The organism is Psychrobacillus sp. FSL W7-1493, from assembly GCF_038004905.1.
Taxonomy (GTDB): domain Bacteria; phylum Bacillota; class Bacilli; order Bacillales_A; family Planococcaceae; genus Psychrobacillus.
In genome coordinates this window covers 3421956-3446519 of sequence record NZ_JBBOSB010000001.1, presented here as the reverse complement: position 1 = coordinate 3446519, position 24564 = coordinate 3421956, and the positions used below count along the sequence as shown (strand labels likewise).

At 36.7% G+C, this 24564-nt stretch carries 25 protein-coding genes; 14 read left to right on the top strand and 11 right to left on the bottom strand.

Annotated elements, in window-relative coordinates; genetic code table 11:
* Nucleotides 1-550: 550 nt before the first annotated feature.
* Nucleotides 551-1573, bottom strand: a complete 1023-nt coding sequence (locus MKX96_RS17075; protein WP_340885665.1) for a DUF2804 domain-containing protein — start codon at nt 1571-1573, stop codon at nt 551-553.
* Nucleotides 1574-1689: 116 nt separating this feature from the next.
* Here MKX96_RS17075 and MKX96_RS17070 point away from each other — a divergent pair, with 116 nt between their 5' ends.
* Nucleotides 1690-2178: an amidase domain-containing protein gene (locus tag MKX96_RS17070; protein WP_340885662.1), complete on the top strand. Its 489-nt coding sequence runs from the start codon at nt 1690-1692 to the stop codon at nt 2176-2178.
* Between the two features lie 76 nt (nt 2179-2254).
* Here the strand turns inward: MKX96_RS17070 and MKX96_RS17065 are convergent, their stop codons facing one another.
* Nucleotides 2255-3106 (bottom strand): DegV family protein, encoded by an 852-nt coding sequence (locus MKX96_RS17065; RefSeq protein ID WP_340885658.1) that lies wholly within the window; start codon nt 3104-3106, stop codon nt 2255-2257.
* A 68-nt stretch (nt 3107-3174) separates the two neighbouring features.
* Nucleotides 3175-3759, bottom strand: coding sequence for a glycerol-3-phosphate acyltransferase (locus MKX96_RS17060; protein ID WP_340885655.1), 585 nt, complete (start codon nt 3757-3759; stop codon nt 3175-3177).
* 168 nt (nt 3760-3927) lie between these two features.
* Between MKX96_RS17060 and MKX96_RS17055 the strand changes: the two genes are divergently transcribed.
* Nucleotides 3928-4509: a nitroreductase family protein gene (locus tag MKX96_RS17055; RefSeq protein ID WP_169360838.1), complete on the top strand. Its 582-nt coding sequence runs from the start codon at nt 3928-3930 to the stop codon at nt 4507-4509.
* Between the two features lie 47 nt (nt 4510-4556).
* On the opposite strand, the gene MKX96_RS17050 is transcribed toward MKX96_RS17055, so the two are convergent.
* Together MKX96_RS17050 and MKX96_RS17045 are read right to left on the bottom strand one after the other, a co-directional pair.
* Nucleotides 4557-5324, bottom strand: a complete 768-nt coding sequence (locus MKX96_RS17050; RefSeq protein WP_340885651.1) for a hypothetical protein — start codon at nt 5322-5324, stop codon at nt 4557-4559.
* Nucleotides 5325-5428: 104 nt separating this feature from the next.
* Nucleotides 5429-6826, bottom strand: a complete 1398-nt coding sequence (locus MKX96_RS17045) for a dipeptidase (protein ID WP_340885649.1) — start codon at nt 6824-6826, stop codon at nt 5429-5431.
* A 233-nt stretch (nt 6827-7059) separates the two neighbouring features.
* On the opposite strand from MKX96_RS17045, the gene MKX96_RS17040 reads away from it, so the two are divergent.
* The 6 genes from MKX96_RS17040 (at nt 7060) to MKX96_RS17015 (ending at nt 14233) form a co-directional block, all read left to right on the top strand.
* Nucleotides 7060-7746: a cyclase family protein gene (locus MKX96_RS17040; protein ID WP_340885646.1), complete on the top strand. Its 687-nt coding sequence runs from the start codon at nt 7060-7062 to the stop codon at nt 7744-7746.
* 198 nt (nt 7747-7944) lie between these two features.
* Nucleotides 7945-8850, top strand: a complete 906-nt coding sequence (locus MKX96_RS17035) for a cation diffusion facilitator family transporter (RefSeq protein WP_340885643.1) — start codon at nt 7945-7947, stop codon at nt 8848-8850.
* A gap of 563 nt (nt 8851-9413) precedes the next feature.
* On the top strand, nt 9414-10286 hold the full coding sequence (locus MKX96_RS17030; RefSeq protein WP_340885640.1) for an ABC transporter ATP-binding protein: 873 nt from the start codon (nt 9414-9416) through the stop codon (nt 10284-10286).
* A gap of 10 nt (nt 10287-10296) precedes the next feature.
* Complete coding sequence (locus MKX96_RS17025) at nt 10297-11394, top strand: ABC transporter permease (RefSeq protein WP_340885638.1); 1098 nt, start codon at nt 10297-10299, stop codon at nt 11392-11394.
* The gene (locus MKX96_RS17020; protein ID WP_340885635.1) at nt 11395-12681 is read left to right on the top strand and encodes an ABC transporter permease; all 1287 of its coding nucleotides are present in this window, start codon (nt 11395-11397) and stop codon (nt 12679-12681) included.
* Between the two features lie 286 nt (nt 12682-12967).
* A complete protein-coding gene (locus MKX96_RS17015) occupies nt 12968-14233 on the top strand; it encodes a hemolysin family protein (RefSeq protein ID WP_340885633.1) in 1266 nt (421 codons plus the stop codon).
* A gap of 99 nt (nt 14234-14332) precedes the next feature.
* On the opposite strand, the gene MKX96_RS17010 is transcribed toward MKX96_RS17015, so the two are convergent.
* Nucleotides 14333-14809, bottom strand: a complete 477-nt coding sequence (locus MKX96_RS17010; protein WP_340885629.1) for a hypothetical protein — start codon at nt 14807-14809, stop codon at nt 14333-14335.
* A gap of 201 nt (nt 14810-15010) precedes the next feature.
* On the opposite strand from MKX96_RS17010, the gene MKX96_RS17005 reads away from it, so the two are divergent.
* A complete protein-coding gene (locus MKX96_RS17005) occupies nt 15011-15559 on the top strand; it encodes an RNA polymerase sigma factor (protein WP_169360847.1) in 549 nt (182 codons plus the stop codon).
* Between the two features lie 245 nt (nt 15560-15804).
* On the opposite strand, the gene MKX96_RS17000 is transcribed toward MKX96_RS17005, so the two are convergent.
* Nucleotides 15805-16311 carry a hypothetical protein gene (locus tag MKX96_RS17000; RefSeq protein ID WP_340885625.1) on the bottom strand — a complete coding sequence of 169 codons (507 nt, stop codon included), beginning with the start codon at nt 16309-16311 and terminating at the stop codon, nt 15805-15807.
* 254 nt (nt 16312-16565) lie between these two features.
* On the opposite strand from MKX96_RS17000, the gene MKX96_RS16995 reads away from it, so the two are divergent.
* Nucleotides 16566-16841: a hypothetical protein gene (locus MKX96_RS16995; RefSeq protein ID WP_340885623.1), complete on the top strand. Its 276-nt coding sequence runs from the start codon at nt 16566-16568 to the stop codon at nt 16839-16841.
* Nucleotides 16842-16924: 83 nt separating this feature from the next.
* On the opposite strand, the gene MKX96_RS16990 is transcribed toward MKX96_RS16995, so the two are convergent.
* From MKX96_RS16990 to MKX96_RS16980, 3 genes are all read right to left on the bottom strand, one after another.
* The gene (locus tag MKX96_RS16990; protein ID WP_169360850.1) at nt 16925-18487 is read right to left on the bottom strand and encodes an ABC-F family ATP-binding cassette domain-containing protein; all 1563 of its coding nucleotides are present in this window, start codon (nt 18485-18487) and stop codon (nt 16925-16927) included.
* Nucleotides 18488-18666: 179 nt separating this feature from the next.
* A complete protein-coding gene (locus MKX96_RS16985; RefSeq protein WP_169360851.1) occupies nt 18667-18849 on the bottom strand; it encodes an SE1832 family protein in 183 nt (60 codons plus the stop codon).
* A 47-nt stretch (nt 18850-18896) separates the two neighbouring features.
* The gene (locus MKX96_RS16980) at nt 18897-19901 is read right to left on the bottom strand and encodes a hypothetical protein (protein ID WP_340885619.1); all 1005 of its coding nucleotides are present in this window, start codon (nt 19899-19901) and stop codon (nt 18897-18899) included.
* A 110-nt stretch (nt 19902-20011) separates the two neighbouring features.
* Between MKX96_RS16980 and MKX96_RS16975 the strand changes: the two genes are divergently transcribed.
* From MKX96_RS16975 to MKX96_RS16960, 4 genes are all read left to right on the top strand, one after another.
* Nucleotides 20012-20767 (top strand): oxidoreductase, encoded by a 756-nt coding sequence (locus tag MKX96_RS16975; protein ID WP_340885617.1) that lies wholly within the window; start codon nt 20012-20014, stop codon nt 20765-20767.
* Between the two features lie 206 nt (nt 20768-20973).
* A complete protein-coding gene (locus tag MKX96_RS16970) occupies nt 20974-21540 on the top strand; it encodes an NADPH-dependent FMN reductase (protein WP_169360854.1) in 567 nt (188 codons plus the stop codon).
* Nucleotides 21541-21737: 197 nt separating this feature from the next.
* Complete coding sequence (locus MKX96_RS16965) at nt 21738-22256, top strand: sigma-70 family RNA polymerase sigma factor (protein ID WP_340885615.1); 519 nt, start codon at nt 21738-21740, stop codon at nt 22254-22256.
* Nucleotides 22249-23556: a DUF4179 domain-containing protein gene (locus MKX96_RS16960; RefSeq protein ID WP_298473689.1), complete on the top strand. Its 1308-nt coding sequence runs from the start codon at nt 22249-22251 to the stop codon at nt 23554-23556. The genes MKX96_RS16965 and MKX96_RS16960 overlap by 8 nt, the downstream gene beginning before the upstream one ends.
* 53 nt (nt 23557-23609) lie before the next feature.
* On the opposite strand, the gene MKX96_RS16955 is transcribed toward MKX96_RS16960, so the two are convergent.
* On the bottom strand, nt 23610-24446 hold the full coding sequence (locus MKX96_RS16955) for a phosphotransferase (protein WP_298473691.1): 837 nt from the start codon (nt 24444-24446) through the stop codon (nt 23610-23612).
* Between the last annotated feature and the right edge of the window lie 118 nt (nt 24447-24564).

Below are 24564 nucleotides of genomic sequence, written 5' to 3'. Positions count from 1 at the left end.
TGTCCAAGACAAGTGATGGTAAAGAGTGAACCTAAATGGAGCGAAAAGTACACCTAAAAGTTGAAGAATGCCACCTAAAGAGGAGCAAATGTCACCTAACCAGTGGAATAGCACCTAAACTTAGAAAAGTGTCACATAAATGGAGCGAAAAGTGCACCTAAAAGTTGAAGAATGCCACCTAAAGAGGAGCAAATGCCACCTCACCAGTGGAGCTGCACCTAAACCTAGAAAAGTGTTACGTAAATGGAGCGAAAAGTGTACCTAAAAGTTGAAGAATGCCACCTAAAGAGGAACAAATGTCACCTAACCAGTGGAATCGCACCTAAACTTAGAAAAGTGTCACATAAATGGAGCGAAAAGTGCACCTAAAAGTTGAAGAATGCCACCTAAAGAGGAGCAAATGCCACCTAACCAGTGGAATCGCATCTAAACCTAGAAAAGTGTCACGTAACCTGGAGAATCTGCACCTAAATATAAAAAAAGTGCTTACCATAATTAGGAGAAGGCACACCATTCCACAAAAAAAGGCTTCCCTAACTGGGTAGCCTTTTTACCATTTAGCCTTGTGCTCTTCAATGCATCCTAGCATCTGCTGGATAGTTAGAGTAGTTCCATCTTCTAATTGAATCTTGCCATTATAATACCCCATCATCTGATTTACTTCCGAGGAGACCAACTTTACATCTGTCTTCGCTACTCGATGAAAGAAAGGGGTAAAGGTGAGATCAACATCTTTAGAAAACTTAGTCTTAATTTTCCACGGGACCATGAAATCAGTGTTTTGATACTGAAACACTAAATCTTCATGAATTTTAGATAAATGACCGTCTACAATAACAGCATTTTCGGTCATTCCAGTGCCATCTGTCCATTTACCTCCAAGATTGAGGCCAATTTTTCTTGCCCCTACACGTTGAGATGCAAAACCCCAGTTCCAAATTGCCTCGCGAGGCCAAACGCCTCTTCCATAGTCGAGTACTGCAAAGTTATCTTCGCCTTGAAAGGAATAAGAGGAACTACCCATCTTCACAAAGCCTTTAGCAGGAAGGAGGTGATGCTTCGCAGTAAATTGGAATTGAGTTCGATTCCATGGAATAACCACATTTAAAGAATCCTCATCTGGAGGATGAGAAATAACCAAATCAGCATGCAAAACTTCTCCATCAAAATCTGGAACTGTAACTGTCATATGAGTTTCATTTTGAAGATATAGGAGCTGAATGGACATTTCCTCAGACTGTAATCGAACGCTTTCCAGTACATTAGTTGGCATTTTCACCTTTGTACCTAATGGAATAGTTACCGTTCTTTCGACAAAGCGTTGCGTCTCATAATTTAGGAAATAAACAAAACAGACAGCAGCATAATCTAAATGACTAATAGTTACTGAAAATAGGACTTCATCTCCAAAGATGCACCAATAATTCCATTTTTTCTTCCGCATATAGTGACCTTTAAGGTTGCTTTCAATTATAGGTCTTCTAGCGAATCCAATTGCCTTCGGATTTAAATTTCCCTTATCATCGCAGAGCAAAGTCGGCACTAAGATTTCCTTTTCTGCATGTTGTCGCATCAGCCAACTTCCTTTCCCAAAAAATAGAATAAAAGATAAAAGATTGTTCAGTTAACTTCATACTAGCATATATTCTTCTTAAATACATATAAACAAGATAGGAGGAGGTGGTAAAAATGGCAAAATATAATAGGAACGCTGCCGTTCAATATGCGGATCAATGGTGGAACAGCTATAATCCTAATTTCCCTATATTTGATGTGGATTGTACAAATTATATTTCACAATGTTTATTGGCAGGTGGGGCCCCTATGAGAGGGCAGCCAAATAGGGAAAAAGGGTGGTGGTTAAGTAACAATTCATGGAGCTTGAGCTGGACGACACCCCATTCGTTGCGGTGGTACTTAGCTGGATCTACAATTGGATTGCAGGCAACACAGGTTAATTCCGCAAGCCAGCTAACACTAGGAGATTTAATCTTTTATGATTTCCAAGGGGATGGAAGGTGGGATCATTCTACGATTGTTACAAGGGTTGAAGACGGTGTGCCGTACGTGAATGCTCATACAAACAACAGTAGAAATAGATATTGGGAATATCAGGATTCCTATGCGTACACCCCTAATACGAAGTATGTATTCTTTCATGTTAAGGATGATTTTTAAGTAAACTACGCATACCAGAACAATAAAAGCTCCCGAACCTACTCGGGAGCATTGATATTTAAAATGTCTTTCTTACTTAAGGCAAATACCACAGGACTGCAATTGTATCCTCACCTGCATGTACTGCAAGAGAAGTACTTATCTCACCTATGGTTACATCTAAATTCGGACAAGATAGCAAAATAGTTTCTTTTAAGCTTTCCGCTTGCCCAAGAGCGTTGGCATGCATAATATAAACAGTCTCGATACCATCATTTTCAACAGAGTCTACAACTTTATCCACTAAATATTGAATTGCTCTTTTATGGGAGCGTACCTTATCTAGCTCCTGTAGCTGTCCCATATTATTTATTTGAATAACTGGTTTTATTTTTAAGAGACTGCCTAAGTAAAATTGGGCACTACTTAAACGTCCACCTTTATATAGCTGAGTAAGATTACCGATTAAGATGTAGTTTTTAAACTTTGTAGCATCTGCTTTTAGGTGTTCTACTATTTCGGTATAGGGTAGTCCCTCATGCTGTAGTTTTATACCCTTTTCTACTAAACCAGTAATTCCAGCAGATAGGGATAAGGAGTCTATACAATCTACATGCACTTGAGCAATTTGTGCTCCAGCAACAGACGATGAAAGAGTCCCGCTTAAACTATTTGATACATGTATGGCGATGATGGATTCGTACTCTTTACTTAACTTCGAGTAAAGCTGAGCAAACTCACCTGCTGATGGCTGGGAGGTTTTTATAGAATCCACACCATTACGAATTCGTTCGTATAACTGCTCAGACGTTAAGTCTACTCCATCTACAAATTGCTCAGTACCGAAATGTATATTAATCGGAACTATAAAGACATCGGGATGTGCTTGTAAATAATTATTTATATATGCGCTGCTATCAATAACCCATGCAATTTTATGTGGAATCATTCTGTACATCCTATCTATATATATTTACGATAATAATGTAGCATATTCAAATGTAAGTGTTATATTGACTAGTTGTTTGTTTCTTTTGACTTGCTCCACCAACGTTCATTCCAGGAATCGACTATATCAAACCGATGACGGAAAAGAATAATGGCAATAGCTAGAGATAAGGGGGCAAGCTCTCGGTATTCCGGTATAACTAAGCATAAAACACCATATGCACTGAAGGCGAAAATCATGCTTAAGGTTGCACTTCTGGAAAGACCTAAGAAAAATAAAAAAATAATAGCTAGCATTCCAAATAAAAATGGATTAAGTGCTAATGATACCCCAATGAACGTAGCTATTCCTTTGCCTCCTTTTCCTTTTAACCAAACAGGATATAGGTGCCCTATAATCACGAAGAATGCTGCAATCGAAATAACCAGAATCGAAAAATCTAAATAATAACCAATATAAAGTACGAGAACCCCTTTTAAAGCATCTCCAAGAAAGGTTAAGATGAAGGCAGTCTTACCTAGAACAGCGCCTGCATTTCTAGCACCGAGGTTCCCACTTCTCATGTGCCGAAGATCAGTTTTCTTCCATTTGCCAATCCACCAGGCTGTAAGAATGTTGCCGACAAAATAGCTGAAAATCCAGTAGAGAACCAACAGATCACCTCAAAATAACATTTGTATTGTTTCCTATTTATACTATATTTTACACTAAGTATGACTGCTGCATACATAATTCTAGTAGTAACTGAAGACTTTTAAAGTTTCATAGAAATTGGTATGATTAGAAGGATAAAAAAGACTGACAATTAAGAGGGTGTTAATATGACGGAACAATCATTATCAGTACGTGACGCAATTATCCAAAGAAGATCTATTAAATTATTTAATGGAGAGCTAGTTGATCGAGATACATTAGTGTCTATTATGGAGGACGCTCTTTGGGCTCCTAATCATCAGATGAGACAGCCATGGCGTTTTATCGCAGCATGCGGCGAAGAAGGTTTAACAGAATTACATGAGCTGTTAAAAGAATATGGCATTCCAAAATGGAAAGAGCTTTCAGAGGATGCTCTAGAGAAGCAAATGCAAAAATTTAAAAATCCTGGAGCATACCTATTTGTCATTGTTCCGGAAGATGCACGTCAAAAGGAACGTTTAGAGGATTATGCAGCAGCTAGTATGCTTGTGCAGAACATCCAACTTCTAGCTTGGGAAAAAGGCATTGGATCATGCTGGAAGACACCAGGATTCCTAGACAATCCAAAGTTCCGTGAAGCTTTAGGAGTTCAATCTGGAGAACGTATTATCAGCATGTTCCAGGTCGGTTATTACAATGAAGCACCTCAACCAAAACCACGTAAGAGTATTGATGAAGTAGTAACATTCTTTGGCAATCAAAAGTAAAATGCAAAAGGCAAGCAAAAAGAGGGGAGGCCCTGCTTTTGCTTGCCTTATTTTTTATAGTAGGGGGGAACTAGGCCGCTTTCACTATGAAGAGATACTGTGTTTCGCTCCACTATATAATGAATTTTGTAAGTTCCGTTCAAATACCCCTTTTCCCAGCTTTCTGTTAAGGTAACAATATACTCATTATCCCCTCTTTTTCTTGCAGAGGATTTTCTAGATACCTGAAAGCCTTCAATTTCCCCATTCCATTTCTTTTTATCCTTTGGAAAGTTACTAGAAATAGTACCTTCTCCAGAGGTAGCAAGCTCAATTGCCTCTTCACTAGTAAAAGAGGGCCGTGTCTCAGACGTGAGGGAGAAAATTGCCCATAGTATTAGAGTGAGGGCAACCGGAATAAGAAGTCCGAATTTAATATGGCGACCATCCATATTTTGAGTGTATAACCATCTATCCACTAGGCCGTATATGAATGCTGGAACTATTCCTAAAAATATTATGTCTAGATCCTGGAATAAGAAAATACCACCAAATAAGCCATGAAATAAAATATATAACCAATTATACCTGGGTAATATTTTTCTTAGCATTAATTCTAAAACAATAGAAACAGCAGTACCGTATACGAAAATGATGATACCACTGTAGTAAAATACTAGAATTGCCCAGCCGATAAATTCTTCACCACGATCATATTGCGGTAGAGAATCGTTGCCAATCAGGCCATAAAAAGAAAAGCTTAAAGCAAAAAGCATGGCAGTGATAAGAGTGGTAACAACTTTTCTAGCGATTAATTTGATCACTTGGTCTTTCATCAATTTCACCCTTTAATGGAATATTAACTCTTGTTGTAAGAATTATACAGTAATTAAACAATAAAAAGCACAGGAATCTATAAGACTCCATGTGCTTAAATGTTTTATTTTTTTAATTCGTCTTTTGATAGGCTAGCGAGCTCATTATAGTAATCACCAATAACTCGTAATCCTTTATCAAAATTTTCTAGATGGAAATGCTCATTAGGTGCATGGAAGTTTTCTGTAGATAAGCCAAAGCCCATCAACACTACCGGTAGTCCAAGAATTTCATCAAATGCTGCTACGATTGGGATAGATCCGCCGCCGCGTGTATAGGCAGTTGGTACAGCGTATACTTTTTCATAGCTACGTCCTGCAGCTTGAATAGCTGGATGGTCGAAAGGAGTGATGAAAGGTTTACCTTTATCAAATTCAGTTACTGTTACTGTTACGCCAGCTGGTTTATGCTGATCAATATGAGCCTTCAGCTTTTCAACTATTTCATCTGGATCTTGGTCTGGTACTAAGCGACAAGTAATTTTAGCTCCTGCTTCGCTTGGTAAAACCGTTTTAATGCCTTCCCCAGAGAAGCCACCAAATACCCCGTTGATTTCAAGAGTTGGACGAGCCCAAACTCGTTCTAAATGTGTATAACCCTTTTCTCCAAATAACTCATCTACACCTACTTCTTGTTTCAATTCTTCCTCACTGAAACCAAGTGCAGCATATGCTTCACGTTCTTCTTCCAACAAAGGACGAACGTTGTCATAGAAGCCTTCCACTTCAATTGTACCCTCTGCATTACGGAAAGACTCTAGAATGGATACTAAAGCGTGGATAGAGTTTTGCACTCCGCCACCGTAAAGTCCAGAATGCAAGTCTCCTTTAGCGCCTTTTACATCAATTTGAACGCCACATAAACCGCGTAGACCGTAGCATACTGCTGGTTGTCCAGGTCCTTGCATTCCTGTATCAGAAATAACAATGACGTCTGCTGCAAGCTTATCTTTGTTATTTTCAATGTATTCTTCTAGATTAGGGCTTCCAACCTCTTCTTCACCCTCAATTAGGAATTTCACATTAACAGGTAGAGATCCCTCTAATTCTAGAAGCGCTTCAACTGCCTTCACATGCATGAATACTTGTCCTTTATCGTCACTGGCACCACGAGCATATAGCTTATTATCACGTATCTCAGGCTTGAATGGCTCCGATTCCCAAAGGTTTAATGGATCTACAGGCTGGACATCATAATGTCCATAGATCAGCACAGTTGGCTTGTCTTCCGCATGTAACCAGTCAGCGTATACTACAGGATGACCTTTCGTTTCATCAATTACAATATTTTCTAGTCCCGCTTGTTTAAAGGAGTCTGCAAGCCATTCTGCACCTTTTTGCATATCCGCTTTGTGCTCTGATAAGGAAGAAATACTTGGTATGCTAAGGAATTTTTTTAATTCTTCTAAATGCTGTTCTCTTTTTTCTGCAAAATAGTTATCTAAATTAGTTATTTGGCTCATAGATTTATCCTTCTTTCCAAAGATAGTTTAGTAAAAATAGTATATCACAATTTCAAGGTAACTAAATCATTAGAAAAGTTTGTGAAATATAGAGATTAACGAAATAATCTCTATCTAAATTATAAAGGTATTTAGCTTATGTATAAAGAATACTAATAGAAATACGGTTAACTCATATAGAAGATAGGCTATTACAATAAACAAAAATTAAAATTATAGAGGGAGTGGATCGGATGAAGAAATATGTTGAAATTGGTTATCCAATCTATGAAGGGATGCCTGTTTATCCCGGTTTACCAGAAGTTAAATTAGAGCCAAGAGAGCGTTTGGAAAAAGGGGATGACTGGAACGGTAGCGTTCTTAGCATATATCTTCATGCTGGTACCCATGTAGATGCCCCTTATCACCATTTAAATAATGGGAAGGGGATAGATGCTATTCCAATTGAAGACTTCATTTACGAAAATCCACTATTAATTGATTGTCCAGTTGGCACCAATGGTTTTATAACAATTGAGATACTTGAAAAATATGAAAACCTTAAGAATGCAGATATTCTTATTTTTAATACAGGAAACTGGAAACACCGGGGAACTGACTTTGAAAAATATGCTAATAACTTTCCATCTGTCTCACCAGAAGCAGCAGAGTATATTCGGACAAAATTGCCAAACTGCAAAGCAGTTGCTATTGATACGCTAAGTATTGAAAACTTAACAGAAGCGAAAGAGAATGGCTATTTCGTACACCATGCTTTCTTAGACCATGAAAGGTACCAAGAACCGACCATGCTTATTTACGAAGACATTAACCCTGAGCCTTTAATCGGCAAAAAACTTATTTCTGCCTTCACTGCACCACTACGTATCAAAGACCATGATGCATCAGTAGTTAATGTCATCGTACAAGTGGAAGAATAGCGATTACACTTTGATATAGAAGCAATATAAAAGTTAGAAGAGTGAATAGTTAAATTACTAATCTGTTCGGTATAAATCTTTCTTTAAGATCAAATGAATGATATAATAAAAAAACTCAGTATAGAGGTTACCCATTGCCAGTTCAGGCAATGGGTAACCTCTTTCGTGTTTTAAGGGAAGTTGCGGAGGGGAAACATTTTGGAGCTTTACACAAACTTGCGCGCCGGTGAAAAAGGTGCTTACTTATCGATAGTAACTTATATTGTCCTAAGTATTTTTAAACTAACAGCAGGGTATATAGGGAATTCAGAAGCCTTAAAGGCGGACGGTCTTAATAATACAACAGATATCATTGCCTCTGTGGCAGTGTTAATTGGCTTACGTATTTCTCAAAGGCCGCCAGATGATGAACATCGTTATGGTCATTTTCGTGCTGAAACAATTGCATCGTTAATTGCTTCGTTTATTATGATCTATGTAGGGATCGAGGTATTGATTTCAGCAGTAGAAAGTATGATTAACCCAGTTCAAGAATCTCCTGATATATTAACAATTTTTGTCGCGCTAATCAGTGCTGTTATTATGTATGGCGTCTACAAATATAACTATAATTTGGCTGAAAGAATTAAAAGTACAGCGGTAAAGGCCGCTGCTTATGATAATAGGTCAGATGCTTTTGTAAGTATCGGAACAGCTGTAGGGATTGTAGCCGCAATAATTGGTTTCCCTATTATTGATACGATAACAGCTTTTATCATCGGTATTATAATTATTAAAACTGCAATTGATATATTTAAAGAGGCTGTATATTTATTAACAGATGGATTTGACAGTAAATTTTTAGCTAAAATTCGTGCAGATATAGAAAAAATGCCACAAGTACGTGAAATTACTGAAATTCGAGGCCGTCAGCATGGCGGTATGATGCTAATTGATATAACCATTAGTGTTAACCCAAACTTAAACGTTCGCCGATCGCATGATATTTCTAATAAAATTGAACAACATATACAATCTCTTAACAGTGAGGCCGTTACATTTGTCCACATTGAACCGTATGACCCGAAGGAAATGGTTATTTCGGAAGATGATTATCATTTTTAGCCAGCACAGAACATATAAGTCAAAACCCTTATTTAATAGGGTTTTGACTTTTTTTTATGCTATGTTAAAGGGTAGGGGTGATTTATAATGCAAAGAAATCTTTAAGTCAGAGAGTAGAATTGATTTCCGCCCCAGCCGGACGCTTTCCGCGGGGTGAGCGATAAGCCATCAACCATCGCTATCGCACGTGGTTGTGACGTCTTATCTGTCTCACTCATCCCGCTGGAGTCGCCGTCTGTCGCTACAATCAATAAATAGGAACATCTTTGATGCATCGATAAATTGCTTATAAATTTACTCGCATAAATAAAGCCAAAAAACTGTACCCAACCCCAATTTCATCATCTTTTTATGTTCTTAATAGCGATTTGAAAGTTCCTTTTTTAATGTTTACAGTCACTATAAAAAAGAATTGTTTGTCAAAATCAACCAATAACTTTAATAAAGATTTTTTTATAACTTAAAAATGTATTTCACACCTTGATTTGAAAAATATAGTTTATAATGTTATATTGATTAAAAATAAGGAATATTCTGTAATTTATGGAGGAGGATTGAAAAGGGTGTTTAGATTAGCGATTAAAAATCTTTCAAAAAGCTATAAGAAACAAAAAGTACTAGATGATATTAGTTTAACCATCGATTCGCCGGGAATTTGGGCCTTAGTTGGACCAAATGGAGTTGGGAAAACTACTTTCTTAAATGTTCTTACAAATATATTATCAGCTAGTTCAGGTAGCGTAGAATTGGTCGGTAAATCAAATAAAGATTATAGAGTGTTCAAAGAGGTTGCTTATCTACAAGACAATTCCGTGCTGTTCGAATATTTAACAGGCTATGATCACTTAAAATACATATGTGAGGTAAATAAAATAAGTAAAACTCGAATAAATGAAGTGGCTGAATATGTGGGCATGACCAATTATGTAAAAAAGGTAGTGGGGAATTACTCTCTTGGTATGAAGCAGCACCTATTGTTAGCTATGGCTTTGGTGAATAAGCCCAAGCTATTATTACTTGACGAGCCATTAAATGGTTTAGATCCGACAAGTGCCATTCTCATGCGAAAGATATTACTAGAGTTGGCAGAGAAGGGTACGACTATTATTCTTTCCTCCCATAATCTTGCGGAAATAGACCGTGTGACTAAACAAATCCTATTTTTAAAAGACAAAAAAATCCTCCAAGTCAATATGGCAGACCACGAATCCATTACCTATTATCTCACTTTGTCGGATTCTAAAAAGGGGAAGTCCTGTCTTAGAAAAAATGGTTTTTTAGTAAGCGAACAGCAGGATAAACTGATATTTGAGTTAAAAGAGCAGTCCTTATCCACAGTAATAAGCATTCTTCAGGAACACCAAGTAGAAATCTACGACATCGAAAAGGAAATAACGGGTTCAGAAAAACTATATGAAGAATTATTTGGACTGTGAGGAGCTCAATGTGAAAATATTCCTATTTGAGATCAAGAAAATACTCCATGCAAAGGCATTTACCATCTTCATTCTCTTAACTGTGTTATTTATTTGTGGATTATATACTCGGAATGTTCTTCAGCAAGATATAATCATTGCTACTAAGGTACAACAATTCTCCGAACATAGAGGCAATGTGTTTCAGGAAATCGAGCGAAACAGACAGGAACTAGAAACAGCCTCAGATCCAGAAGCGGAGAACAAATTAAACGCTGCCCTAAACTTATATGATGAAATAACTGAACTCATTCAAGCTGTACAAGATAAAAAATGGGAAGTAGAACTGGCAACAGAAATTAAAGTCTATCAATCTGCGATCGCTTATCAAGATATGAATGGTGACTTCAGACAGAGTAAGGCAGACATGTTGGATACTATTTTGCTCAATGAAGAGCTGTTAAAGGAAGGACTGCCAAAGGAGGATTTGAACCTTTCCATTCAAACATCCCTCTTTATGAAAAATGTAGTTTCTCTCCTATTAAATCCTTTTGGATTTTTGGTTCTCTTGCTGATTCTTGGGACATCCATTACGAGAGAGTTTGAGGAGAAAAACATACAAATGGTTTATGTTTTGCCCATGTCGAGACCCTATTATTTAATGAATAAGTTCATTAGCTTTTTTGTATTAGGTGTATTTTGGATGTCCATTATGTTTTTGACTTCTTTTTTACTTCCTTATCTCTTTACTGACAACATGGAAAATGGTTTTTCTTATCCTTTGACTACAACCGAAGGAAATTTTCTTACATCCGGCAATTACCTCCAGGAAGCTTTGTTCTATAGTTTCGTCTATATGATTTTTTGCGTCGCCTTAATCACTCTAACGGGTTTTTTAGTAAGGAATACAATCATAAGTTATTTGCTTATCATCTTTTTACACATCGGGAACTACATCGTATTGGTTAATGGTTTTGTCTATCAGGTAAACCCATTTACATACGGTATGATTGATCTCGCTGTGTTGAATGATAAAACTCAGGTATTTTTTGGAGCAAGTCTCTTATTAGGAGTATCCATCATTTTAATCCTGGTTGCTATATATATGAGTAAAAGGAGAGGAACTTAGATGAGAGGATTTTTATTTGAGTCTAAAAAGGTACTTAAAAAGAAGACGACATTAGTTTCGATTTTTCTCTCCTTTCTAGCTGCAGTTGGTCTTTATATCTTTAACTATGCGGTGGCCGAAGAAGTTCACGAAGGGAATATAACCAGGCTAGAAAGTTATCCTGAGATGTTCACAAATTTTGCAAATGAATTTAGAGCAGAAAAAGACAAGGCCATCGAGGTAGGAGATACCGCCAAAGGGGAAGAGATGGATTCACTCATCAATAGGAGTCTAGAGTCCATTGCCAACTCAGAAAAAATGATAGAAGCCTATGAGCAAGAAAATTGGATGTTCTTACATGAAAAAGATATTGATAGTTTACAGATATTTGTGGAGGATCCAGATACCACATCGTACGGTATTGAGGAACAATTGGTCTCTTATTTTACATTGAGAGCCACTTACGAGGAATTAAAGCTGCTAAAGGATATTGACAGTAAGCCTTTTGTTCAAAATACGACATCTCTGCCTCTTATTGCGACAATCTATGATGATTTTACTGGGACCTCTTTGGAACAGTATCAAATCACAACCAAAAGGTATGGTCAAGAAGGCTTTTCCTTCTTAGTTCAACTCATTCAGCTGTTTTATATTCCTGCAGTTGTATTGATTGGTTGCTTTATTTTTGGGAATAGCATTGCATCAGAAACCACCAAGAAGAAGAGTGGCCTGAATTTCTATAGAGTATTGCCTTATTCTAGAATGAAACTATTTTTCGCAAAATATATTAGTGGATACATGTATCTACTAATCTTTTCTCTCCTTATGTTAGCAATTCCATTAGTTTGTAGCCTCTTCACCAATGGGTTAGGTAGTTTGAAAAATCCAATCCTTGTATATGAAGGCACAAAATCAACAAGTATTTTTGGTAACTCGTTGAATCCTAGAGAAGACCAATTTCACTTTATAGAATTCCAAGAGTATTTTTGGAAGGTCTTAATATTCTTAATCGCTTTTTCATTTTTTATGTACTCGCTCTATTTCATATTTGCCCTTTTGACCAAAAATGCGAGCCTTTCCATGGTATTGTCAGGGACGATCACTTATATTGGGATGAACATTCTTGCTTCTGAATTTAATCCTTTTGTATATATAGATATTCATAAAATCATCACTGGAGAAACTGCTACACTTACATTTAATCCTGGCTTTACTTTTAATACAGGTTTAAATATCCATTTGGTCTTAGGCATTATTCTAACCATTTTAAGTTATGTAACTTTTCGATTCAAAAGACAAGTAACTTGAATAGGAAGCCTTTCATTTGTGTATCTAGGTGCAACTATATATGCATGATTCTCCTTAGCCTTTAATCCCTCTCTATACTAGTAATTTTAAATTACTTAGAAAGGGATTTTTTGGTCATTAATTGGCATGGAAAAATAATTATAGAGTATAATGATAGAGTATTCCTTTTCTTTGTTAAGTCTTACGCTACTTTTTGGAGTTGCGCTAATTTTGTGACAACTTAAATGGCGGTATGCTATATTTATAATTAAAATATATGAACGTGAATAAATAGGAGGATTTTAAATTGTACATAGAATTTGTACTTTTAGCTGTTTCCATCGTAGCTTCCTTTTTCCTTTCCGGAAGTGAAACAGCCTTAATGACAGTAAATAGGACAAAGGTCCAGCTGAAAGCAGAGCAAGGGGAGGTTGCTGCAGTTAAATTACTTGCCCAGCTAATGAAGCCGGACCGAATGATCATAACGATTCTTATTGGTAACACGGTAGCTAATACATCTATGACGTTATTAGCTATATTAATAGCAGATCACTATGATTGGCATATTGGTTGGTCCGTTGTAGTTGTGGCAGCATTTATAATATTATTTTGTGAGGTATTGCCGAAAACAATTGCAGCAACATTTTCTGAAACGATTGTTTACATAGTAGCACCATTGATACGTTTCTTAGTCGCAATTCTTCGTCCTATTACTATCTTGATTTCAGAGTTTACAAATATGCTCATCAGAATAGGATCTAATGGGGCAGTAAAAGAAACAATGATTACGAAGGAAGAATTGCTTTCCATGGTAGATCTTGCTTCAAGTGATGGTACATTTGAGGTAGAGGAGTCGGAGAGAATTAGAGGAATTCTTGACTTTCCAAATAAGGATGTCTCGGATGTTCTTTGTACACATAGAACAGATGTGGTAGGTATCCCAATAGAAGCTACTTACGAAGAAGTAAGAGATATCATTTTAGAACACTCATATACGCGCTATCCTATATATGAAGAGAGCTTAGACACGATTGTTGGGATGTTCTATTCGAGAATGCTAATAGAATGGTCAATAGAACCGTCACTTACGCTAGAGGAAATTGTTGATAAAGAACCATTGTTTGTCGTGCAAACATTAAGTGTAGAAAAAGTATTTAAGTTGATGCTCAACAAGAAGAAGCATATGGCCATCGTTTTAGATGAATACGGGGGTACACTTGGTATTGTTACGCATGAAGATTTAATAGAAGAAATGATTGGCCAAGAAATTGAGGATGAGACGGATGAGGATGAAGAAATCCTTCTGTTTGAACAATCGCAAAACCATCTGGTATGCTCCGGACGTTTTGAAATTGAAGACCTAAATGAAATGTTCGAGCTTTCTATTGAAACAGAAAATGATACAATAGGTGGTCTCGTTTTAGAACAACTCGGTCATGTACCAGAAGAAAATGAAAAGTTCCGTTTTGAAAACCTGTATATAGAAATAAACGAAATGGATCGCAATAGAATTGTACGAGTAACGATTACAAAGGATTCAGAGGACGATACTACCGAAACACAAGAGGATTAAATTCTCTTGTGTTTTTTTATTTAGGTGGCCATTTTTTATTGGTTTTTTATAGAAGACAATGCAAAAGATCGAACTAAAAGTATACAGTGGTTATATTATCTATTTTATTTTAGTAATTGTGGGTTGTACTTCACTTAATACATCAATAAAATGATTGCCTGTTACATATAAGTGATGTTCAAGAGTAGAATCTTCTGGTAACGGAAGACTACCGTCAATACTTTTATACCAGGATTCAAAACTTGAATTTTCTATTTTGTAAAAAGTAGAATCGTACAAGAGATTTGGCAAACCAGCGTCTTTTCTTTCCTTGTAAATTTCACCAAAAAGGTTTTCCAAATCCGATCTTATATGTTCTTCCAAAATGCGAAAATGACGAACTGGATAAAAATAATTCTCGTCTTGCGTATATGTGAATTTAAATTCCTGTACAGGGTTGTTGAGTGTACATGTTGCGAATGTTAATTCGAACTTTTCAAAATCATAATGCATTGATACTAAGTCCATTGGTTCTTTAAAACGGTCAAATGGATTGTTTTGTATTGGTTCCCAAGTTATTAATTTCCCATTTTCCAAAATTATATTCCTCCTAGGAAGTTAGTGGTTGGCTTTGGCCGCTAGAAGATAGTGCAGGTTGGTTGATGCGTACTTTACTACATGATACCTTTCTTGGTTTCTTACACGTTTGTAATTTTTCTGAAAGAGAATCCGATGGAGGGTAAGGTTAGGATTTGGCATTATATAGTTATAAGAAAAGCCAACCGGAGGATATTAAAAATGCAAATTACAATTGAGAATATATATGAAGAATATAACCGTTACATATACTACCTATGTCTGAAACTGACTAAAAACCCTGTAGAAGCAGAAGATTTAATGCAAGAGGTATGGATGAAAGTTGTAAGGTACGAGTCTTATATGAAGGAAGTAGACCACGTAAAAGCATGGTTAACAACTATTTGTATGAATACATTCCGCGACCGTTACCGTAAGCAAGTAAGACGCAGTAAATACGTTGCAAATCAACCTGATCAGTTAGATATTTCATTGCTGGACCTCATTGCTTCAGATGTTTTATCAGTAGAGGAGCAGCTAGAAAAAGAAGACGTCTGTGAAATTGTCCGCACTAAGATTTCTGAACTAGATGCTATTTATCAAAAGACTGTCATGTATTTCTATGTACATCAATTTTCACTAAATGAAATTGCAGAGGTTATGAAAGTGTCTATAGGAACTGTAAAATCTCGCTTATTCCGAGCAAAACAACGTCTAAAAGAAATGATTATGAATGATGATTTAGCAAAAGAATCATTAGCTTTTGCGTAAAATATGTATAAATAAGGACGTGAAATCTTGATGAAGGTTTCACGTTTTAGTATTTTTTAGTTAGGCAATAAATTCAATTGAATGAAATCGATGACAAAAGCGGCGATTATTATGAACTTTTTATTTGTGCCGATTGTAGCAGTAGGCTGCGACTCCAATGGGAAGAATGATAAGACACGTACGTTATATTTATAAAAAGGCAAAGAGCTTGGAATAGCAAATCCAAGTTCGTTTTTCTATTTTAATTAGTCTTTGTTAGTAGATTGGGAAGTATAAACATTTTGCTCAACGGGATAATTGCTAGCTTCAATTTTAATCCTTGATATTACTTCTTCTTCATTAAGCTCAGTAGGTTCAACGCTATAGCGCAGCTGATCGATGAGCTCACTTACTTCATACCACTCCATCAAATCGTCCGGATAATCTAAATCAGATGCAATAATCCGATACATCCTGTAAGCTAAATCAAATATCGCAGAATGACTATTAGCCTCTAGTATTTTAGCTGCTAAATAACCTAAATAATCTCTTGTACATGTTTCAAGGGTTGGTGCTTGTATTGATAACTCTTGTAAAGCCCTTTTGAAATAAACTTCCACTTCGAAAATACTCTCATTATATGAGATGGAAGAAAGTATATTTACGGATGGTGATGATATATCGTTTGCTAATAAGTTATGGGACCAATTCACATAGTCCTTAGTGGTCACAGTTCTTTTTTGTATTTTATAAAATAGAGCATTGGTTTTCACTGTATTAATCTCCTTAAATAATCTCTTTTATAACTTTATACACGATGAACAAAAAATTTTCTATGCAATATGCTATAGAAATAGCTGTTAGTGTTCTGCTTTGAGATATGCTATTATTGTAAAAAAATAGAGGGGTAAGACACTATGAATTATATAATCCAATTGTTCAGCTACATGCCGAGCTTGTAGGGTGCGCTATTGCCATTCCTTGAAGCACCTTGCAAGCTCGGGTTTCTCAAGGGAGCTGATACAATATGAAAAATCGTTCGAAAGCTTACACTCGCCATCAGCGAGAGCGAGCCATTCAAAAAAAGATAGGAATCGTAAGAAACGTTTTTAATTGGGACGACAACGAAGTAAAATATACGCCCGTAAGAGGTAAGTTTAACAAAGGCAAGGTTCATTGTTCTTGTTGGATGTGCCGTTATGAGCAAAATCTTGGGGTTCCAAAAGCCAAATATCAAGCAAAATGGCATGCTATGAAAAAAGAGATAGACTTAGAGTTAACTGTCGATATGGGAGATAACTAACGTTTCCAGTCAAAAGAATATGCAAAAAAGCTGATCGCGATACTTCTCACGATCAGCTTTTTAATGTTTATCAGGTTAAAGTTTTACTCTTCAATAATTTCTTTCCCTGTAGAGAACCATTCTTCAACGTTCCAAACCTTTGTCGCTAAGCCCTCATAAAATTCAGGCTCATGGCTGACAAGAACAATTGTGCCTTTGAATTCCTTCATTGCACGTTTCAACTCTTCTTTTGCATGAATATCTAAATGGTTAGTTGGCTCATCGAAAATTAGCCAATTACTTTCTTCCATCATTAGCTTACATAAACGAACCTTCGCTTGCTCACCACCACTTAAACTGGAAAGAGGGCGAGTAATGTGTTCACTTTTAAGTCCGGTGCGTGCCAATGCTGCTCGAACCTGGCTTTGCTCCATGCTTGGATAAGTTTCCCATACAGACTCAATTGGTGTAATGTTACCAGCTTTTACTTCTTGTTCAAAGTAAGAAGGAAAGAGGAAGTCGCCTCGGATTACTTTTCCACCAATTGGAGGGATTTTCCCTAGCATGGTTTTTAGTAAGGTAGATTTACCAATACCATTCATCCCTACAAGGGCAATTTTCTCTCCGCGCTCTATCGTAAACGTTAAAGGGGGAAGAAGTGCCTTGTCGTAACCAATCTCTAAATGCTCCGCTTCAATTACATAGCGCCCAGAGCTACGAGACTCCTTAAAACCGAACTCTGGCTTTGCCGCAGTCTCAGGACGGTCAATACGCTCAATGCGATCCAATTGTTTTTGGCGAGACTTAGCCCGTCCAGTTGTAGAGTAGCGCGCTTTATTTTTAGCGATGAATTCCTCTTGTTTTTTGATGAAATCCTGTTGTTTTTCATAAGCGTCCAGATGCTGTCTTTTATTTAGCTCCGCAAGCTCTAAGAATTTTTCATAGGAAGCTGTGTAGCGTGTTAGCTTCGAGAATTCTAAATGGAAAATGACATCTACAATTCCATTCATGAATTCTGTATCATGAGAAATTAATAAGAATGCATGTGGATAGTTTTTAAGATAGTTGGATAACCAATTTACATGCTCTTCATCTAAATAGTTAGTAGGCTCATCTAGTAAAAGAACTTTTGGCTTTTCCAATAAAAGCTTGGCAAGTAAAACCTTTGTACGCTGACCACCAGATAATGCCTCTACTGGACGGTCTAGTCCGATTGCATCTAGACCAAGTCCTCTAGCAACCTCTTCGATCTTCATATCTAGTGAATAGAAGTCTCCAGCATCCAGTGCATCTTGAATTTCTGCCATTTGTTCGAGTAACACTTCAAGCTCTTCAGGTGTAGCATCACCCATTTTTCCAATAATCTCGTTAAGCTCTTCTTCCTTTTTATAAAGAGGTAAGAAGGCATCACGAAGTGTATCGAACATGGAACGCCCTGGCTGTAAGCGTGTATGCTGATCTAAATATCCATAATGCGTACCTGGAAGCCATTCTACTCGACCCTCGTCATATATAATCTCTCCCGTTAAAATGCTCATCAATGTTGATTTTCCAACACCATTTGCCCCAACTAGTCCTACGTGTTCACCCTCAACTAAGCGAAATGAAACCTCTTTAAATAATGTACGATCACCGAATGTATGTCCCAAATTTACTACGTTTAACATATGATTTTTTCCTCCAAAAAGAAAGCTCGCAAAACTGATAAAACGATTATTTTCTCTGTATCTTTGCTTAAAAAAGCATCGCAAAGATGACAGACGGGGCAGTTAACATACTCCAACCCTACCAAAGGACGGGTTTCCATACGTCTCTTTCCCCTATCTGCAAACAGAAAAAATACGTTTTACAGTTCAGCGAGCTGTTTGTTTAGTTTAGCAAGGTCTTCTTCCATTTGTGCTAGTCTACGCTCAGCATTCTCGACTTGAGTAGGATGTCCATTTGATTCAAGCTTTTCCATGTCACCTTGTAATCGAATATAGTCCATTTTTAACTCAGCGATTTGTGTCTGCAGCTGTTGTTTTGTCATGAATGTTCACCTTCAGCTTTTTGCTCCATTGTAGCACAAAAATTAACTTAATGCGCAATTTCTTCTTCCTCTTTTTTGGAGACTATCAATTGTTCTATGAGTTCCACTACATCTGTAAGGTGATTGCTAAAATCTAGTTGCTTTTGTTTATATTTGTAGGCATTTTTGCGATTCTCGTGGAGAATGATTTCCATTATTGCATTTTGCAAGTAGGATTGTTTTATCTTTCTTCCGAGTCCCAGATTTGTAAAACCATGCTTCTCAGTAGGAAAACCGTAGTTAACCTCTTCCTCATGCGCACATAGGACAATACATGGTACCTGGAATTGTGAAACTAAATAAGGCACATAGGATCCCGAGCTAATCACGATATCGCTTAATGGAATATAAATTTCCGGTTCATTCGTTTTAATAATGCCGATAGATTTCCTTGTGAGAGCGAAACGTTTTAGCTCCGTTACATCATGCTTATATTGATCATTTACAAGTACACTGATGCGCAATGGAATATGGAGCTGTACTAGATGCCGAAGTGTTCGGTACGTTAAGTTTTCGGGATCCTCATGTGGAAAAGCGACCACTATATGCGGAGGTAAGTCCGGCATGTTATTATTTTTATAAACGATCTTGTGTACGGGAATGTAGCCAGTTGGCCCATATACATAATTCTCCTTGGAAATTTCTTTAGGAGTTTCATAGAGTGCCTGAAAGACAATATCAGCGAGTAATCCGCCATCTCCATGATCATCAAAATGAACCAGGCATCGGTTATCCTTTTTTAATCTTTTAATGAGGTCTTTCTCAGAATTACCACTATCGTGAATGATACAATCCGGCTGGAAGGAGTCCATCTCTGCTACTAATTGAGCATTTGTTTTATACAAGAAAGGTTTAATCTGCTTTTTTTCTAAGTAGTAAATGAGGCTTGTATTAGTAGAAGGAACAAAAACTTTGTTTTCCTTCATCTTCATTGCAGAAAGAAGGCTATTTGCACGATCGGCAGGATACAATCCACGATGAGGCAGCGTGTTTAATAAATAAGCAAGTTTCAAATTTCATCATCTTCCTTTCAGACATATTCCTTCTATTGTATGGGGACGGGCAGGGGGATATGACAATTTGGCTAGGAAAGTGATGACTACATTTAAGAGGAGGTATAAAAGTGACTAAAAGAACAGCTATAGTAGTTGGAGCGACGGGCTTTACAGGTCAATTTTTAGTAAAGCAGCTCTGTGAGAGTGATGAATATACAGCAATTTCAATTATTGCTAGAAGGAAACCTGATTTTAATCATCCAAAGCTTGACGTAAGGGTAAAGGATTTTGAGCAACTGGAGGAAAAGGATCTAGAAATTGCAGATGACTTGTTTTGTTGTTTAGGGACTACGATAAAAAAAGCTAAGTCGAAAGAAAATTTTCAAAAAGTGGATTTTGAGTACCCTCTACAAATTGCTTCCCTAGCAAAAAAGAGAGGTATACCTAATTTTCATGTAATTTCTGCGGTTGGATCAAACAAAAAGTCTCCTTTTTTCTATAGCCAGGTAAAGGGCAAACTAGAGGAAGAGTTAATAGCACTAAATATGCCGAGTCTCTCCATTTTTAAGCCATCTCTAATAATCGGTGGGAGAGAGGAATTCAGATTAGGTGAACGTCTATCCGAAGGTTTATTTAAAGTGTTAAACCCAGTGCTGACAGGTCCCTTTAAAAAGATGAGGGCAGTCGAAGGACACCAGCTTGCCTTTGCTATGTATCATTACGCCCTTCATGGTCAGAGGAATAAGGTGAATATTTATCAAAACATAGATATTTTAAATGCTAAACAAATCGAAGTGAAGGAAGAGCAGCCTATTTCTAGAGAAGACCTTTTTAATTGGGAGAAAAGAGAAGGTATTTTTGTTGATAAGGAAAAAAAGGATTAGTAAGAAAGATGCTATTGTCGTTCATGCAAGAAGTGCATATACTGCATTAAACTAGGTAATCCCGTATTTACAGGGATAAAACTGGGTGTAGCCCAGAAGGGAGCTATTTCAGTCAAAAGGATGAACTTCATCAAACAGGAACTTTTCTACTAAAATGGAGCTATTTTTTTGATATAATAAGAACGGAAAAAGGAGGTTCTGTTAAGGTGAAAATTCTATTGGTAGACGGAACAATTATCGGAACAAAAACAGGTGTATTATTAGAACAAGTGAAAGAATATATAGAAGAAATCAATAAAGACTATACATTGGAAATCATCAAGCTTTCTAATTATGAGCATCAATTTGTGGACGGGCGACCATTTCAACAATATAACGATGACATGAAGCTATTGGTTAGTAAATTTGATCAAGCAGACGGGTTTATTTTTGCGACGCCTATTTTTCAGGGATCTATTCCAGGCGTATTAAAAAATACCTTCGACTTCTTGCATCCAAAATCTATGCGTTACAAGCCGGTTTCCATCGTAGCTAACGGAGGTACATTCCAGCATCATCTAGTGGTAGAAAACCAGTTGAAGCCTATTCTAGATTATTTTAAATGCTTAGTTACTCCAAACTACGTGTACACGCAAACGAGTCACTTTGATGAAAACAATAAAATCATTGATAAAGATGTTCATGCTCGATTAAAGGAGCTTGCACGCGTATTTGTTCTATATGCAGATATGAGCAACAGCCTAACAAAAGAGGCAACGATTCGAATAAATTAATTGCTTTCCCTATGCTCTAGTAATGGGGAAGACAGACCTAGACTGTAAACAATCTTTCAAAGTTGTTTATAGTCTTTTTTTATGCTCATTTTCATTTACCTACTCAGCTAGTTTTCAGAAAAAAATAATGTTTTCGATGAACTTTTTCTGTGTTCGTGTGTCTAATGTATAGAAGAAAGCTAAAAAGGGGTGTCCATGTGGAGGAGTTAGAAATTGCAAAGAAAGCGATACAAAGAGATGAGCAGGCTTTTTTGCAATTAATGCAGATGCATAAGGCTGCTCTTTATCGTACAGCATATGCTTTTTTAAAAAACGAGCATGATGCGATAGAGGCAATGCAGGAAGTCACGTTTCGAGCCTATCAAAAAATACATACCGTAAAGGAACCAAACTATATAAAAACCTGGCTGGTCCGAATCATGATTAATTACTGCCAAACACAGTTAAAGAAAAACAAACGATTCCTGTCTAGCGATTTTCTTCAGGAGCAAAGGTATGACGAGAATAGCTCCTACTTAGACATAGAGGAAGCAATCTCGACCTTGTCAGAGAAGGAACAGCAGCTCATTTATATGAAATACTATCAAGACTCTAAGATTAAAGAAATTGCTGAAATAGAAAGTATACCTGAAGGTACTGTAAAATCGAGGCTCCATAAAGCACTTAAATCATTAAGGGATTTTCTGACGGAGAAAGGAGGGACCGATCATGTATGAGCGAGAGGAAGAGATGATAAACAAATCGAAGAAACGGTTAGAGGAGATTACTATCCCTGATGAATCAATAGATAATGCCATTCTAGATGGTCTGCGAAAAGCAAAGGCAAAAAAGCGTAAACAGAAACAAACGATTTGGGCGCTTGCAGTGGCAGCAATACTGATGATTTCATTTGTGACTTCTATACGTGTTTCACCTGCCTTTGCAAGTGCAGTAGCATCAATCCCAGGACTAGAACGATTTGTTCATGTACTTCAGCCTGAGTTTGATAAAGGTCTTGAAGCAATCATCGAAAACCAATACTATGAGCCAGTTGGTATTAGTCAGACGAAGGATCATATTACTTTCACGTTAGATGGAGTAATTATAGACGAGACTGGAGCGGAGATTTTTTATACGCTCGAGGCATCCAGGTCGATAGAAAATATAGAATATACCGATATAAAGTTATTTAATGGTGATAAAGAACTAACCGGTTCAATAAGTTACAATTCTCCCAATCAAAAAGAAGATAATCGAAAAGTAGACAAATTTAGTTTTACCTTTAGTGAGATAGAGAAATTTGATACAAAAAATTTTACAATTAATTTTGATATAGAAGAAGGAGGAAACAATACAAACTTTGAAGTTCCATTTACGATTAAAAATGATTTAATGAGCGGTAAAGTATATGAGGTAAATAAGGAAGTAGTGATAGATAGGCAGAGAGTCTTCATAAAAGAAATAAAAGTTTACCCACTTCGAGTAGCTCTTACGATGCGCTTTGACGAAGGCAACGATATGTTATTTCTTCAATTTGAGGACTTACGACTGGAGGATGAAAAAGGAGAAGAATGGAGCTCTATAAGAAATGGTGCCACCGGCTTTGGCGGAGTTGAAGATATAGAGAAGACTTATTTTCTGCAAAGTAACTATTTTAAGGAGCCAAAGGAGCTATATTTAAAGTTTGATAAGGTGCAGGTACTGCCGAAAGAGGAAAGCTACCTATTGATTGATTTTGATAAAAAGGAAGTTTTAAATCAGCCATCTTTTGAAAAAATAGAAGTTACGAAAATTGTATCGGAAGGTTTGGAGCTGAGATATAAACCGATGAAAGAAAAACATACTTATTCATTGTTCTCACAGGGAGAGAACGCTAATGGAGACATAGTAGATATAACTTCTCAATCAAGTTGGCATTACGAAGAATACCAATATGCCGAAATTCAGCTAGAAGGGAATATGATCAACCCAATAAAGCTGCCGTTTTATGCTTATCCAAATTATTTAAAGGGCTCCGCATCGATTCAGATAAAATGAAAAACAATAGTCAAATGAGCTTGGAGAATTTGTTCCAGGCTCATTTTTTCTGTCTATTCATTTTGGAAAGGAATTTTTAACTCATCCCAAAGCTCTCCTTGAGCCCACTCATGTCCATGTTCACGAATAAATGTTATATCGTTTTGATAATGCTCAACATGGCCTTCATCTATCATCTTTTGAAAAGCAATGTCACCTTCATTGGCTTTTCTTTGAATGGTTTTACACAAACCTTCTAACCGTAGCAATACCATCTCCAAATATCCCTCATCTAACTCTCCACCGTAGGATTCAAAAAACAATTTAACTCTTTGTTTTATACGGCTGGCATGCTGTAAGGAGTTATAAGCAACAGCTTCACCTGTTTCAGAATGATATACTCTACTTAGAGGGACGCAAGTATAAAGAGTATAGGCTATATCCCACAATTTTGGACCAGGAGCAGCTACATCAAAATCAATAATGCCTACTGGTCTCTTGCGATTAAATATAATGTTGTAGATTGCAAAATCATTATGGCAGATTACTTCAAATGGCTTTGGGGTATTATCTATTGAACTCCAACCTTCTTCAATTGAAAAGTCATTCACACAATCGTGATAAAGTCGGAGCATCTTCGCTATTTCCTCTAAAACGTCATTAGACCACATGTATTCTTTTAAAGGATAGTTGCCAGCTTCACCTTCTATAAAAGATAATATTTCTCTTCCTTTTTCATCGATTCCTAAAAACTTTGGTGCATAACTGTAACCTTTGTTCTCTAAATGCTTTAATAACTTGTGAATTTTATGGCTATAAGGCTTTAATTCTCTACGAACACTATCTCCCGAACGATAAACATTCGTGACGTTTCCTCCTGTTAGAATTTCTTCGTTCTCATGGTTTGCCATCTTTATATTCCTCCTCCATATGACTTTCTCTAAAGCACATACAAATCCCAGTTGTTTATAGCCCTATATTTAAATTAAATAAATATCCAATGTGGTTAATCAGCTTTCCTTTAGCAGA